The following is a 15,401-nucleotide window of genomic DNA, read 5'->3' as shown; positions in this document are numbered from 1 at the left end:
CCCCCTTCGACAAGGGGGATGTCGCTGCTTTTGGCGACAGGGGGATCTTTTTTCCAAGGGGAGTATATGTCCGCACCTGAAAAAACCACAGTCACCGAACGTCTCGACGCCCTCTACGAATTCGACCGTGAGCCGGTCACCGAGGCCAAGCTCCAGGGGGCCGGAAGCTTCATCGGGATGTATGCGGGGGAACATGTCGCCGGAACGGAATTTATCATCGGCCCGCTGTTTGTCGCCCACGGGGTCGCTGCGATCGACCTTTTCCTGGGACTCCTGGTGGGGAACATCCTCGCCGTTTTGAGTTGGGCGTTTCTCTGCGCGCCCATCGCGGTCAGGACGCGGCTCACCCTCTACTGGCTCTTACGGAAAATAACCGGGCCGTACCTGACGTTCGTCTACAGCATTGTGAACGCGCTCATGTTCTGTTTTCTTGCAGGAGCGATGATCTCGGTAGCGGCGACCGCGATAGGACTGCCTTTCCACATGCCTATGCCGCAGCTTACCGACCTTTACCCGGCCAGCGTGAGCTGGGTAGTGATTATCTTCATTCTCGGAGCGCTTTTTACCCTTCTTGCCATACTCGGATTTGAAAAGCTGGCCCATTTCGGGTCGGTATGCTCGCCCTGGATGTTCCTAGTGTTCGTGGCAGCCGCTTTAGCAGTGCTCCCGACCCTGGGCTGCACATCGTTCGGTGATTTCTGGCGGGTGGCGAACGAGAAAATCTGGACCGGGGTGCCTCTTGCCGGGCAGTCGAAATTCACCTTCTGGCATGTGATGTTCTTCGCCTGGTTCTGCAACATGGCAATGCATATCGGGATGTCCGATCTCTCCGTCCTGCGGTATGCAAAAAAATGGCAGTATGGTTTCGCGAGCGCTTTCGGCATGTTCCTCGGCCACTATACCGCCTGGATCGCTTCGGGGATCCTCTGCGCCGCGGCGCTTGGCTCGGTGGCGCCCGGTCCCATCGCCTGGATGGGTGCGGGTGCAGCCGGGGTGGTTTGTGTGGTGCTGGCCAGTTGGACAACTGCGAATCCGACACTCTACCGCGCCGGTCTCGCCCTGCAGGTGGCAACACCCAACTGGAAACGCTGGAAAGTCACTCTTGCCGCCGGGATGGTTACTACAACTGCCGCCCTGTTCCCGGCGCTGGTCATGCGGCTGCTCGATTTCGTGGCTCTCTACGGCCTCCTGCTCATGCCCATGGGCGCGGTAGTTTTCGCGGATTACTGGATTCTTCCGAAACTTGGGTTGAAGCGGAACTATGCAGAGTTGACCGGCCTCCTGTTCAGTTGGCCGGCGGCGGCTGCCTGGGGCATTTCACTCCTGGTTGTCTTTTTTCTTCCCGTCGAGATCTTCTTCAAGGGACTGCCGGGATGGTTCATCGCAGTGATACTCTACACCCTTCTGAGTTTGGCTGTCCAAAAGAAAAGCACCGTCATTCCGGCATCGGAGGCATAATATGAAAAAAGTTCTGATCGTACTTTCTTTCCTGGGGCTGGCTTTGACTGTCATCCCGGCGTTTTTTGTATTTTATGGTGCTGTGAGCTGGAATACCCACGCCAATCTGATGTTTGCCGGAATGGTGATGTGGTTTGTCACCGCGCCGTTCTGGATGGGGAAAAAGAATTAAGATAGAAGACAGAAGACAGAATTGGAGCACATTGTAGGGGCAGGTCCCCGTGCCTGCCCTATGATTTTGCCCAAAATGAACATGTCATGCCGAACTTGTTGCCGCTTCGCGGGAACGATAAAACCGTTTCGGCATCTATTGATTCGGCGTTAAACAATGATATTTACTGACGTCATACTATCCTGTTTTGGCATCTATTACATACACTTTTTGAGGATGAATACCATGACAAGACATGTTGTTTTCCCTGCACTTCTCCTCACATTCTTTTATACCGCTGCCTGCCAGGGATATGGCGCAATCAAATCCGCCGACCTCCGGTGCGAATACCTGACAAATCCCCTTGGAATCGACGCCTCCAACCCGCGGTTGAGCTGGATTCTTGGATCGTCGGAGCGCGGAGAGATTCAGACCGCTTACCAGATTCTGGTTGCTTCGGACCGGAAAAATCTGGACAAGAACTCCGGCGATCTCTGGGACAGCGGAAAGGTTTCCTCTGACCAATCAACTCTTGTTCCTTATGCGGGCAAGCCGCTCAAAAGCGGTATGGCCTGTTTCTGGAAAATCCGCGCCTGGGACAAAAACGGGATTCCTTCCCCTTACAGCATGCCGGCTTTCTGGAGTATGGGGCTTCTTTTACCTTCGGACTGGCATGCACAATGGATATCTAAGATACAGAAGCCGACCGATCCCCCCAAAAAAGGGGAAACCGCCAAACCTGGCCCTCCGGCGCCGTATTTCCGGAAAACGTTCGATACAGGGAAGAAATCTGTGCGCCGTGCCATGCTGTATATCTCCGCCCGGGGAATGTTTGAAGCTCATATCAATGGGAAACGGGTGGGAAAAGACATGCTCGCCCCAGAATACACTGACTACTCCAAACGCATCCAGTACCGCGCCTACGATATCACCGGAATGCTCCGTCCCGGGAAAAACGCTATCGGCGCCATAGTGGGCGACGGCTGGTACAGCGGGTATATCGGGGGGATCATGATAAGAAATTACTACGGCGTTCAGAACGGCCTTCTGGCTGAACTGCGCCTGGAGTTATCCGATGGCTCCGAACAAACGGTGGCAACCGATGCGTCCTGGAAATGCTCTCTCGGCCCCATTCTCGATTCCGACATGCTCCTTGGCGAAACCTATGACGCCAGGAAAGAAATTCCCGGCTGGGACGGTCCGGCGTTTGATGATTCCGTATGGGAAAACGCCTCGGTAATGGATAAAACTGATGCCCCGCTGGTAGCCCAGCATGCCGAGCCGGTCCAGGTTGTCAAAGAACTCCGGCCGGTCAAAATGACCGAACCGAAGCCCGGTGAATTTGTCTTCGACATGGGGCAGAATTTCGCCGGCTGGGCCAGGCTAAAGGTGATGGGGCCGTCGGGAACAACGGTCACTATGCGTTTCGCCGAGATGCTCAATCCCGACGGCTCCCTGTACACCGCCAACCTGCGGAGGGCCAGATCCATCGACCGGTACACCCTGCGCGGCGGCGGCCAGGAAATGTACGAGCCGCATTTCACCTTCCACGGCTTCCGGTATGTGGAGATTACCGGTTATCCGGGAAAACCGGCGCTCGATGCCCTCACCGGGTGCGTCATCACCTCCACAACACCGCAAATCGGAACCTTCGATTGCTCAAATCCCATGGTAAACAAGCTTGTGAGCAACATCCTCTGGGGCCAGATGAGCAATTTCATCAGCATCCCGACCGACTGCCCGCAGCGTGACGAACGACAGGGCTGGATGGGCGACGCCCAGATATTCATCCGCACCGCCACTTATAACGCCGATGCAGCCGCCTTCATCACCAAGTGGATGCAGGATGTGGCGGATGAACAGACCCCGCAGGGCGCATTCACAGACACCTGCCCGTTCATCAAAGGCCTCGGAGGCGACGGCGCCCCCGGTTGGGGAGACGCCGGTATCATCGTTCCCTGGACATTCTACCAGGTGTACGGCGATAAAAAGATTATCGGAGACCATTATCGCTCCATGGCGAGATGGATGGACTACCTCCAGGGCGGAAATCCCAATTACCTCCGCAAGAACCTGCTCAACAACAATTACGGCGACTGGCTTTCCATAAAAGCCAATACCCCGAAAGACCTTCTGGCTACCGCCTACTGGGCCTATGACGCCCGTCTCATGTCAAGGATGGCGCGCGTCATCGACAATGATTCCGATGCGGCCCGGTATGAAGACCTGTTCCGGAAGATCAGGGCGGCATTCCAGAAGGAATACCTGTCCCCCGAAGGCCGTATCAGAGGTGAAACCCAGACCGGGTATCTCCTGGCGCTCTACATGGACCTTCTGCCGGAAGAGCTTCGGGTAAAGGCGGCGCAGTATCTGGTGGAAGACATCCGCAGCAAGGGCTGGCATCTTTCCACCGGATTCATCGGTGTGCGGCATCTCGCTCCGGTGCTGACTCGGATGGGATACCCCGATGTGGCTTACCGTCTTCTGAACAACGACACATTTCCCTCCTGGGGTTATTCTATAAAGCAGGGCGCCACCACCATCTGGGAGCGCTGGGACGGCTGGACGGAGGATAAGGGATTCCAGGACCCGGGGATGAATTCATTCAACCACTACTCTCTCGGATCGGTGGGTGAATGGTTGTACTCCTCTGTCGCCGGAATTGACCTAGACCCGGAAAAACCCGGCTTCAAACACATCATCATCCGCCCCGTTCCGGGAGGCGGACTGACCTATGCCCGGGCCAGATACCAATCCATACATGGACTGATTCAAAGTTCCTGGACAAAATCACTCAATCAATTGAGCCTTTTGCAAAAGTCGAGATTGTTTGACACAGCCCTCCTCCTGTCCTTCGGACATCCTTCTCCCGGAGGGGGCAGGAACAGACTGCTGAGCAACGACTTCCCTTGCCCCCCTACAGGGGAAAAGAGATTGAGGGATAGGGGGCTGTTGTTAAAAAACTCGTTTTCTTTTTAAGTACAACACGACTTTTGCAAAAGGCTCAATTTACTCTGGAAATTACCATCCCCGCCAATACCACCGCCTCAGTTTATGTTCCAGCCGATGAAGGCGCCGCTGTGACAGAGGGAGGGCAGCCGGCGGAAAAAGCCCCGGGGGTCACGTTCGTAAAATACGAAGGGGAGTATGCCGTTTATACGGTGGGATCTGGTATTTACCGGTTTGTGAGTAGAGTAAAAAAGTAAAAATCAAAAGATTGTCTGAACCACTGATGCATGTAAGGAACCACGCTCATGCCCCTCAAAACCATCATCGTGCCGGTAGACGGCGCCTCCAATATCAAACTCGAGGTGTTCGATTTCGAGACCCTCGAGAGCGTCTATTCGCAGGGCGCAGCCACACCGGTCCGTCAGGTGGATAATTTAGCCTATAACGCCACCGGGGAGGAGTTCGCCTGGTTCGATGCCACCATAAGGTCCCTGCCCGAAAAGATGAAAAATTGCGCGGTCATCGCACCGGCGGCCAGGGGAGCGTCCGGCGGGCTGGTCGGGTACGACAATACGCTGGTAGAAGCGCCGGGCGAGGGCTTGACACTGTCTTACACGCAGAGATACCCCGATGCGGTTGAAGACCGGTTCTGCGAACTGGCCGGAAGCGCCGAAGAATTCTTTCTCGAAACCGGCTCCATTCGCGACTTTCCGGGGAGCCTCACCCTTATTAAGCGGCTCCTCTTCGAGGAGATGGAACGCCCGGAACTTCTGAAAAAAACAGCGGGATTCGGAACCTACGGCGCCCTGATGTCCGGGCACTTTATCGGCGAGAACTACCTGTACGCGGTGAAAAAGGCAGGCAACGAACACAGCTACTGGATGTGCCATTCCGGCGCACGGAACATCCGCGAGCGCCCCGGCGCACCGAGCAGCCTGGCTGTCAAGCTGTCATCATTCAGCCGCCTGATACCCCGTGAGACAGCGGTAGTATATCGGCCGCTCGCTTTCATGCCCTCCGGACAGGCTGCCGTATTCGGCCTCTCCTGCCCGGTTACAGTCATTCCCGGGGGACATGACACCAGTCTTTCCCATATCCCGGTCATTTCCACCTTTTACCAGTCTTTCCCGGAGGCTGCAGGAAATTCGGTCATCCAGGTGGAGGCGGGAACCTGGACCATGATCGCCCGGATCGGCGGCTTCGACAAGCTGGCTTCGACAGGCTCAGCCAGCGGCCGAGCACTGAGCTTGTCGAAGTGCGACAAGCTCAGCCTGCCTGCGGACGGCTGGCGGCGCGACCTTCTCGTACAGGGCACAGTGGACGGCGAACCGGTGGTCACCGCCCGTTACGGCGGCGGGAATGATTTCCGTCACATGAAAAAGTTGACTGAATCGAGGGGGAAAATATTCTCGATCGGGGCTGGCTTCGACAAGCTCAGCCAGCCCTGGGAGCGCCTCCTTTTACGTATGGCAGAGGCCGCCGACTGTTTCGTCCTGCCCAATATCAGCCCGGTCAACCACGGAACCGGCCCCTTCCCGGAACTGAAGGGGCGGATCATCAACGAGGAATTCCTGTTCGGCGTTCACGGAGCTTCATACCTGGCGACCACCCTGACCACAGCCCTCACTGCGGCAATCCAGGTCGAGGCGATCTCAGCCGAAAGGAGCGCGCCTCTGGTCATAACGGCCGGCGGTGCGAAAGACCCTCTTTACGGGAAGCTTCTTGCGACATTCACCGGCCATACAGTCTACGCTCTTTCGGACAGGAACGGGAATCCGGTCACCGAAACAACCGCTCTCGGCGCGGCCATTGCCGGAAAGGCGGCCTTGATGGAAATTCATCCGTATCAGGTAGATACCGCAGGGTTCGATATAAAGTACCGGCAGGTAAACCCTTTTACGGGAGATTCAGCACAGAAGTTGTATCGGTATCGCGAAAAGTGGACGAGTCAAATGGAAGTGAAGTGATTGAAAGGGAGATAACGGTTATTTTAGGTTCATTGGTTGGCATTGTCTATAAGAGAATGGTAGAGGTGTGAGTAATATATTGTGTCATAACTATACATGACGACATAAATAATTGCGCATGTTTTGAGAGTATAGATCCTGAAACGAGTTCAGGATGACACGTGTCATGCCGAACTTGTTTCGGCATCTATTTTGAGAAGAAACGAAATAAAATATGTCGTCATGTAAAATTGCACGAATAATAATTTGTTTATTGAAAGGAATAAATAATGCCTCATAATCTCGATGCCCTTATCCAAAAAGGCCTCGACTACCTCAAATCCTCCTTCGACGAAGAAGCGGTTGAGCGGGCGATTGACTATACCGGAAAATTTGTTGTGGAAGTCCCAGGCTGGCAGGTATGGAACGGCTTCGGCGGCGGGGGAAGATTCGAGGGCGGAGGGAGCGGCGGCGCCGCACGAAACACCCTGGAGATCGCCGAAGATATCGGCCTTATCCACTCCCTGACCCGCTCGACTCCGGCTGTCGGGCAGCACATTCTCTGGTTCCTCTCACGCGACGGTAGAGAAGGAGATTGGGAAACCGCCCGCCGTGTAAAAGGGGAGCTGGAGGCGCATGGGGTCTCCATGGGTTCCATCAGCCCCACCTATTTCCTGGCCGGATCGGAGGATGGCAGCTTTTCCGCGCAGAATCCCGTTATGAGAAAACGGTATGTCGAGCAGACCGTTCTGGGAGCGAATATCGCCGCCGAACTGGGGAACGGCATTCTCACCCTTTGGTTTCCGGACGGCACCAATTACCCGGGGCAGCGTCAGTTACAGGAAAAAATCACGTTTCTGAAAGACTGCGTCCTTGAATTCAGAGGGATAGTTTCTCCCGCGCAGTGGGAAAAGCTGGACCGGGTGCTTTTCGAATACAAGGTGTTCGAGCCGGGCACTTACAGCACCACGATTCCGGACTGGGGAACCGCAGGAGAGCTGGCGCGGCTGCTCGGCGACCGCGGCGGTGTGCTGGTGGACCTGGGACATCACCATCACGGCGTCAATATCGAGCAGATTGTGGGCACTCTGATAGCCTTCGGGATACGGGGAGGATTTCACTTCAACGCCCGCTATGCCGCCGACGACGACCATTCGGTACAGGCAGATTACCAGATGGCCTGCATTTTCCACGAGCTTCTGCAAGGGGATGTGGTGTTCAACCATGACCCTTCCAAAAACTGGAGCTTTGCCCTTGACCAGATGGCGCGGGCGGAGCAGCGGATTCCCTCGGTTTTAAAATCGGTTGATGCGCTCAAGCGGTCGGTGGCCAAGGCTGCTCTGGTGGATTATTCTACTTTAGAACTAAAACAACATTTGCGTGACTTGATCGGCGCCAATATGGAACTGGAAAAAGCGCTCCTCCATGCCGACACCACCCCGGTTGTCATGGAATCTTACCGGAGAAAAGGGCTGCATCCTGTACCTTTGACCGCTTACCAAGAGTGCGGATACCAGGAAATAATTGAGCGGGAGAGAGTGTGAAAGAATGTCCGAACCGCGGATAGTCAGGATAAAAATAGTCTGAACCACTGATTCGTGTGATTGAGGAGAAAAGAATCCATGGAACATATCGAAACGATGACTTCACGTGAGAGGGTGCAGGCCGCTCTCCTTCACGAAATCCCCGACCGGATTCCCATCGACTTGGGCGGGTTCCAGACCGGTATTCATAAAAGAGCTTATGAGGAGTTGCTGGAATATCTGGGAATCACGGACACTGTGACCATTCTCGACCCGGTTCAGCAGCTTGCGAAACCCTGTGAGGAGATACTAAACCGGTTTCACGTGGACACCCGGTATATCGGCGCCCATGCTCCTGACAGTTTTCGAGGCGCAATCGAGCAGAATTACCGTAAGGGACGGCTCTGGCATGACCTCCGTGACGAGTTCGGCGTGGTCTGGTCCATGCCGGATGACCAGCAGCTCTACATGGATATTTCTCATCATCCGCTGGCCGGAGCGACTGTCAGGGATGTTGAGCGCTATCCCTTCCCTGAAGGCGGCGACCGGAGCCGTTTCACCGGAGTACGGGAAGAAGCCCTCAGAATGCGCGCCACATCTTCGAAAGCCCTCTGCACCTGCATCGGCGGGGTGGTGTATGAAATCTGCTGGTATATGCGTGGGCTGGAGCAGTGGTTTATCGACACCATCGAGAATCCCGCGTTCTGTGAGGCGGTGATGGATCGAACCCTTCAGTTCTGGCTCGATTTCTATACCGGTTTCCTCGCCCGGGTCGGCGATCTGGTGGATGTCGTCATGATCGGAGACGATCTGGCCGGTCAGAGCGGGCCGCTCTTCTCCCCGAAGTTTTACCGGGCGATTGTCAAACCCCGTCAGAAGAAGCTTGTCCAGCACATCAAATCCCTCACATCGGCCAAGGTATGGTACCACACCTGCGGGAGCTGCTATGAGTACATTCCCGACCTTCTGGATAACGGCGCGGATATTCTCAATCCGGTGCAGATAGGACTGGTGAACATGAATCCGGCGAACCTGAAAAAGGAATTCGGAGATCGGCTCGTTTTCTGGGGCGGCGGCGTCGATTCACAGCATGTTCTTCCATTCGTCGGTCCGGATGTTGTCCGTGAAGAGGTCCGAAAAAACATTAATCAGTTTAAATCCGGCGGCGGTTATGTTTTCAACAGCGTCCATAATATACAGTATGGTATTCCACCGGAGAACATAGTGGCGCTTTTTGATGCAGCGTATGAATTCGGGTTTTATGAATAAAACAAAGAAAAAGAAAATTTAGACAGGATTCACAAGATTCACATGATTAGAAAAATCAGCCATAAAATCTTGTAAAATCTTGTCAATCATGTCAAAAAGAAAATATTTGAAAATTTAGACAGGATTCACAGGATTCACAGGATTAAAGGAAAAAATGAAGAATTTAAATCTTGTAAAATCTTGTAAATCATGTCAAAATAGTTTCTCGCAAAGTTCGCAAAGAAAAAATTGGGAGGAAAGTAAATGAAACGCTCGGCATTCACCATGAGATTGAAACCGGGGTACGAGAAAGAGTACAGGCGCCGTCATGACAAGATATGGCCGGAGCTCTTCCAGGCGCTTAACCGGGCAGGGATTTCAGACTACTCCATTTTTCTCGATGAAAAAACCCTGACTCTTTTCGCCGTACAGAAACTATCCCCGGATAATACTTCCGCCAAGCTGTCCGGTTTGCCGATCATGCGGAGATGGTGGGATTACATGGCCGACATCATGGATACCAATCCTGATCATTCCCCTGTCTGCATTCCGCTCAAAGAAGTTTTCCACATGGATTGATGGCGGGGAGAAAGTATGAACCATGGTTCGCATGATTTCATGATCGGCCTGATTTTGTATGATTTATCATGGTAATCCTTGAATCCTGAAAATCATTGTTCAGACTTTCTTTTCGGCCATCCCCCAGATATTTGAATCAATTTTTTGTAACTCTTAATGATGCTTATCGTTCCACGAGAATATATTTATGAAAATATTCTTGGGTCCAAGTCCTCTTGAAGGACGAATCCCCCCTGTCCTTCGGACATCCCTCCTTACTAAGGGGGGAATCATGTTGGCAGGCAGCTTTTACCCCCTTAATAAGGGGGTCGCCGCCTTATGCGGCGGGGGGATTTTGTTTAAAGAGAAGATAAGTGATATGGCATGTCTATCGCCGAATAAAAAATGGGGATGGCCAGAGACTTTCTTTTCGGCTGAAAACTCACTATATTTTTATAGAATCCAGAATCCAACAGGAAAAGACATTAGGGTAATGATGTGACTGACATTAAGGCTGCGCTTCGCTTTATCGATGACGACGAACTGATCCAGGTGACCCGTGACCTGGTAGCCATACCTTCCCTGACTCACCATGAGGGAAGAGGAATGGTGGATTTCTACGAACGCTGGTTCAGGGACCTGGGTATCCCTATTCGTGTTTACCCCTACGATGCTGAGCGGGCGAACTTTTTTGCGGATTACGGCGCGGTTAGCGGGAAAGGCCGCTTTTTATTCAATGGCCACCAGGATGTCAAACCGGTGGAAGGAATGACTGTGGATCCATTTGCCGGTAATATCGTGGAAGGCAGGATGTACGGCCGGGGAACCTGCGACATGAAAGGCGGGCTGGCGGCGGTTCTCTGCGCTTATAAAGCCCTTGTTCGCGCGGGAATAAAACCCCGTGGCGGCATATCCTTTTTCAGCGATATCGAAGAGGAGTGGGGCGGCGCCGCAGGCTATTATTGGGCGCGCGACCAGGGCCTTCTCGGCGGGTATGAAGGCATGATATCCGCCGAAGGCACCGGACTGGAAGTGCAGATCGGCAACCGGGGATGCTTCGCAACCTGCTTCGAGTTCAAAGGGCGCTCTGCTCATTCCGGGATAGCCGATAAGGGAGTGAATGCAATCATCCACGCCGCACGGTTCATCACCGAATTCGTCAACCTTCCCTATCTCAAGGTCTCCAATCCCATCTTCGGGAATTCCACGTGCAATTTTGAAAAAATCGAAGGCGGTCTGTACCTGGCTGCTGTTCCGGATCGCTGCATTGTCTGCCTCGATTCGCGCCTTATCCCGGAAACGCCTCCGGAACTCGTCCAGGGACAGGTTGACGTGTTTATGGAACGGATGCGAAGGGAGTTTGGCATGGATGTCAGTGAGGCGGATGAACCGAAAGGTTGGCGCGACAAGTCCGGAAAACTGAAAGCCGAATTCATCGCCTCAGACCATCCTCTCACCCTGCTGGTGGCCGAAGCCTTTCGCAAAGCGACCGGAAAAGAGGCGGTGATCGGCGGCTGTCCGGGAGTGGCTTTTTCCATGGTAATGATCGAGATGGGAATTCCCTCAGTGCTGTGCGGCCCGGGAAATATCGCCCAGGCGCACACCGCGGACGAGTGGGTGGAATTGGATCAGATATTCAAAGCCGCCCGAATCTATACCACGCTTATGGCCGGGATGTAAAAAGCATCCAGAATGGTGGCAGGTCGATTTGCCACATTCTGCCATATATGCCTTAATGGCAGTCCCTGACATGGAAAGTCGAATACCTGCTCCTTCAATAAAATTTGAAATTTATTATTACCAATATGTTACATAAATATATATTAGTGCGGCATATATTTTGCAACCATGAGAATTGTTTCCTGAAGAATTTTGTCAAGGTTACCAGGCAGGAGAAATGAAAAACGAAGATGCAGTATCCGCTATGTTTCCAATATACTTTAACCCGCTGTTACAGGAGGAGCACCATTGAATATCAGACCTTTGGCAGACAGAGTGATCATCGCGCCGAAAGAAGATCTCGAAAACAAAACTTCGGGCGGTATCATCATCCCGGATACAGCAAAAGAAAAACCTCAGGAAGGTGAAATCGTTGCAGTCGGACCCGGACGGATTGATGAAAACGGCAAGGTCATTGCCATGAATGTCAAAACCGGAGATAAGGTTCTGTACTCCAAATACGGAGGAACGGAGCTAAAATACGAGGGCAAGAATTACCTTATCATGTCCGAAACTGACATTCTCGCCGTTTTAGAATAATCGTAAACCATTCGCTGCTCGGAGGATTGAAGAATATGGCAAAAGAAATTCGATATGATGCAGACGCCCGCTCCAAACTTAAAGCCGGCGTTGATAAAATGGCCAATGCGGTTAAGGTCACTCTTGGGCCGAAAGGACGGAATGTTCTTCTGGAGAAAAAATTCGGCGCTCCCACAGTCACCAAGGACGGTGTCAGTGTGGCAAAAGAAATCGAGTTGGAAGATAAATACGAAAATGTCGGCGCACAGATGCTCAAGCAGGTCGCAACAAAAACATCCGATGTCGCCGGCGACGGCACCACCACCGCAACCGTTCTTGCCCAGGCGATTTTTGCCGAGGGATTGAAAAATGTCACCGCCGGTTCGAATCCGATGGAGCTGAAAAAAGGCATCGACCGTGCGGTTGCCGCCGCTGTGGCGCATCTGAGAAAAATCTCCCGGCCGGTGTCCGGGAAAAATGAAATCGCCCAGGTCGGCACCATTTCCGCCAATAACGATTCCTCTATCGGGGATTTAATTTCCGATGCAATGGATAAGGTGGGGAAAGACGGCGTTATAACCATCGAGGAAGCCAAAAGTATCGAAACCACCCTCGAAGTGGTGGAGGGAATGCAGTTCGACCGCGGCTATATCTCCCCGTATTTTGTAACCAATCCGGACACCATGGAAGCAGTTCTTGAAGAGCCGCTCGTGCTGATCCACGACAAGAAGATTTCGGGGATGAAGGACATTCTTCCGATCCTTGAAAAGATCAGCCAGATGGGAAAGGAGCTCCTGATCATCGCCGAGGATATCGAGGGTGAAGCGCTGGCGACTCTGGTGGTCAACAAGCTTCGCGGAGTACTCAAAGCAGTGGCCGTCAAAGCCCCCGGCTACGGCGACCGCCGCAAAGCGATGCTCGAGGATATCGCCACTCTTACCGGCGGCAAGGTCATCTCTGAAGAGATCGGTTTCAAACTTGAAAATGTCACTATCTCCGATATGGGCAAAGCAGGCAGGGTGGTTATCGACAAGGACAACACCACAATAGTCAAAGGCGGCGGCAAAACCAAGGAAATCCAGGGCAGAATAGCCCAGCTCCGCAACCAAGTCGAGGAGACTACCTCCGATTACGACCGTGAGAAACTCCAGGAACGTCTGGCCAAGCTCTCCGGCGGTGTGGCGGTAATCAAAGTCGGCGCCACGACCGAGACAGAGATGAAGGAGAAGAAGGCCCGTTTCGAGGATGCTCTCCACGCCACCCGTGCTGCGGTCGAGGAAGGCATCGTGGTCGGCGGCGGAGTGGCGCTGCTCAGGTCCATTGAAGCGGTTTCAAAGGTGAAAGCTTCCGGAGATGAAGCGGTCGGCGTCGAGATCGTGAAGAAGGCGCTTCGTGAACCGGCCAAACAGATCGCCAACAATACCGGCATCGAAGGCTCGATTGTAGTGATGAAAATCCTCGAGCTACCCGAAAATGAGGGATTCAATGCTGCAACCGAACAATACGAAGACCTCATCAAGGCCGGTGTCATCGATCCGACCAAGGTGGTTCGTATCGCCCTGGAGAATGCTGCTTCTATCTCATCAATGCTCCTCACCACCGAAGCGGTGGTCAGCGAGCTGCCGGAGAAAAAAGCGCCGATGCCTGCCGGCGGGCACGGCCACGGCATGGATGATATGTATTGATCAACAGCGCTGTCTTAACAAAACACCCATGCTTTCAAAGGCGTGGGTGTTTTTTTAGGATAGAGAAGGTTGTTTCATCTGGCGCGATTCAGGGTAAATACCGTTATCTCGGACGGAACCCCTATGCGCAGGGGAGGGCCCCAGTATCCGGCGCCGCGGGACACATAGATGAAAGTTTTGTCGTGAAGGCGCCAGCCGGAGACATAAGGTTCATGTAAACCCACCAGGTATTTTAAGGGAAAATACTGTCCCCCGTGGGTATGACCGGTGATCTGCAGATCGAAACCGGCCCGCGAGGAGGCGAAGATACTGCTCGGCTGGTGTGCAAGGATAATTTTTACATCGCAGGGAGGCGCGCCCGAGATGGCCGCTTCCGGGCTTGACGCATGATTCCCGTGAATTCTTCCGGCGCTGTAATCGGTCACTCCGGCCAGCAGGATACTGCCGTCGCCGCGCTTTATAACCCGGTGTTCATTGAGAAGAACGATGAATCCGAGCCGCTTCATTTCCTCTATCCAGGGTTCGACGCCGGAGTAGTATTCATGGTTGCCGGTTATGAAATACTTCCCGAAAGGGGCGGAGAGTTCCCCCAGAGGGGCCACATCCTTCCCTATTTCCGGCACCGAGCCGTCCACTACATCGCCGGTCACTGCGATGGCATCCGGATGGAGGCTTTTTACCCGGTCGACAACAGATTGCACGAAGCCCCCTTTGACTGTCGGACCGACATGCAGATCGGTGATCTGCGCAATGCGGAATCCTTCCAGATCGGACGGAAGGTCTTTCACCGGAACAGAAATTTGAACGATACGGGGGGTGCGGCGAGCCTCGTAAAATCCATACATGCACAAGAGTGCGGTGATGCCGAGTATCCCCAGATTCGTGACATTCACCAGGAAATGACGGCGCACGGGACTTAAAAAAAGTGATGATGCTCCGCTGTTTCCCATTAAGGTTTTGATGAAAGAGAATGAGTAATCCGCCGAAACCGTGACTAAAAGGAGCAGATCCCTGGCCACAAGGAAAGCAAAGACAAGACTGAAGAATCCGAGACCTATATAGGCTGCCCAGGCAAACGCATCGCTCCAGAAAGGCTTGAATCCTGTAAACCGGAACACAAGAGAAACCGGAGGCATGAGCAGGAAGGTCGCCAGCACAGCCCACAGGATGACCTGAGTGATTGTGCTGAACGGGGATGGAACCAGAATCCGTAATCCGATATATCCGTAGACAAATGAAAGAACAGCAAGTCCGATGATCAGGAAACTCATAGGGGATCCTCAGCATTCGAAATCAATAAAAAGTGAAGTAAAACTAATTGATAATTATCAATATACAAAATTAATATCAAAAAATCCCGTATAAAATAGAGGCTTTTGCAAAAGTTGAAACCCCCTAACCCTATCCCTTTCCCCCGTTCCGGGGGCAAGGGAAGTTTCTGCTTACCAACCTTTCTTGGCCAGGCAAAGGTATTCTGCTGCACCGCTGGCATATTTTCCTGCCCCCGAAACGGGGGAAGGATGTCCGAAGGACAGAAAGGGGGCTGCTTCAAATATCGACTTTTGCAAAAGACTCTACTATCCGAGAAGGATAAGAAATGGAATGAAAACACTTGACAGTGAGATGATTTAAGGTATTTTAATAC

The 15,401-nt window shown here is 53.1% G+C and carries 13 protein-coding genes; 12 read left to right on the top strand and 1 reads right to left on the bottom strand.

Annotated elements, in window-relative coordinates; all coding sequences use genetic code 11:
• Nucleotides 1–66: 66 nt before the first annotated feature.
• The 12 genes from Q8O92_06710 (at nucleotide 67) to groL (ending at nucleotide 13,756) form a co-directional block, all read left to right on the top strand.
• Nucleotides 67–1,458, top strand: a complete 1,392-nt coding sequence (locus Q8O92_06710; protein MDP2983000.1) for a hypothetical protein — start codon at nucleotides 67–69, stop codon at nucleotides 1,456–1,458.
• A gap of 1 nt (nucleotide 1,459) precedes the next feature.
• Nucleotides 1,460–1,630 carry a hypothetical protein gene (locus tag Q8O92_06705; GenBank protein MDP2982999.1) on the top strand — a complete coding sequence of 57 codons (171 nt, stop codon included), beginning with the start codon at nucleotides 1,460–1,462 and terminating at the stop codon, nucleotides 1,628–1,630.
• Nucleotides 1,631–1,855: 225 nt separating this feature from the next.
• A complete protein-coding gene (locus tag Q8O92_06700; protein ID MDP2982998.1) occupies nucleotides 1,856–4,588 on the top strand; it encodes a family 78 glycoside hydrolase catalytic domain in 2,733 nt (910 codons plus the stop codon).
• Between the two features lie 14 nt (nucleotides 4,589–4,602).
• Entirely contained in the window at nucleotides 4,603–4,815 is a 213-nt protein-coding gene (locus tag Q8O92_06695; protein MDP2982997.1) for an alpha-L-rhamnosidase C-terminal domain-containing protein, read from the top strand.
• Between the two features lie 48 nt (nucleotides 4,816–4,863).
• Entirely contained in the window at nucleotides 4,864–6,525 is a 1,662-nt protein-coding gene (locus Q8O92_06690; protein MDP2982996.1) for a hypothetical protein, read from the top strand.
• A gap of 269 nt (nucleotides 6,526–6,794) precedes the next feature.
• Nucleotides 6,795–8,048 (top strand): hypothetical protein, encoded by a 1,254-nt coding sequence (locus Q8O92_06685; GenBank protein MDP2982995.1) that lies wholly within the window; start codon nucleotides 6,795–6,797, stop codon nucleotides 8,046–8,048.
• A gap of 78 nt (nucleotides 8,049–8,126) precedes the next feature.
• Nucleotides 8,127–9,296: a uroporphyrinogen decarboxylase family protein gene (locus Q8O92_06680; protein MDP2982994.1), complete on the top strand. Its 1,170-nt coding sequence runs from the start codon at nucleotides 8,127–8,129 to the stop codon at nucleotides 9,294–9,296.
• A 243-nt stretch (nucleotides 9,297–9,539) separates the two neighbouring features.
• Nucleotides 9,540–9,854 (top strand): L-rhamnose mutarotase, encoded by a 315-nt coding sequence (gene rhaM, locus Q8O92_06675; GenBank protein MDP2982993.1) that lies wholly within the window; start codon nucleotides 9,540–9,542, stop codon nucleotides 9,852–9,854.
• A 271-nt stretch (nucleotides 9,855–10,125) separates the two neighbouring features.
• Nucleotides 10,126–10,335, top strand: coding sequence for a hypothetical protein (locus tag Q8O92_06670; protein ID MDP2982992.1), 210 nt, complete (start codon nucleotides 10,126–10,128; stop codon nucleotides 10,333–10,335).
• Nucleotides 10,332–11,513 carry a M20/M25/M40 family metallo-hydrolase gene (locus Q8O92_06665; protein ID MDP2982991.1) on the top strand — a complete coding sequence of 394 codons (1,182 nt, stop codon included), beginning with the start codon at nucleotides 10,332–10,334 and terminating at the stop codon, nucleotides 11,511–11,513. Before Q8O92_06670 ends, Q8O92_06665 begins: the two co-directional genes overlap by 4 nt.
• Before the next feature lie 288 nt (nucleotides 11,514–11,801).
• Nucleotides 11,802–12,092: a co-chaperone GroES gene (gene groES, locus Q8O92_06660; GenBank protein ID MDP2982990.1), complete on the top strand. Its 291-nt coding sequence runs from the start codon at nucleotides 11,802–11,804 to the stop codon at nucleotides 12,090–12,092.
• Nucleotides 12,093–12,127: 35 nt separating this feature from the next.
• Nucleotides 12,128–13,756 (top strand): chaperonin GroEL, encoded by a 1,629-nt coding sequence (groL, locus tag Q8O92_06655; protein ID MDP2982989.1) that lies wholly within the window; start codon nucleotides 12,128–12,130, stop codon nucleotides 13,754–13,756.
• Nucleotides 13,757–13,830: 74 nt separating this feature from the next.
• Here groL and Q8O92_06650 read toward each other — a convergent pair whose 3' ends face one another.
• The gene (locus Q8O92_06650) at nucleotides 13,831–15,027 is read right to left on the bottom strand and encodes a metallophosphoesterase (protein ID MDP2982988.1); all 1,197 of its coding nucleotides are present in this window, start codon (nucleotides 15,025–15,027) and stop codon (nucleotides 13,831–13,833) included.
• Nucleotides 15,028–15,401 lie beyond the last annotated feature (374 nt).

The organism is Candidatus Latescibacter sp., assembly GCA_030692375.1.
Lineage (GTDB): Bacteria > Latescibacterota > Latescibacteria > Latescibacterales > Latescibacteraceae > JAUYCD01.
This window is presented reverse-complemented; position numbering and strand designations above follow the sequence as displayed.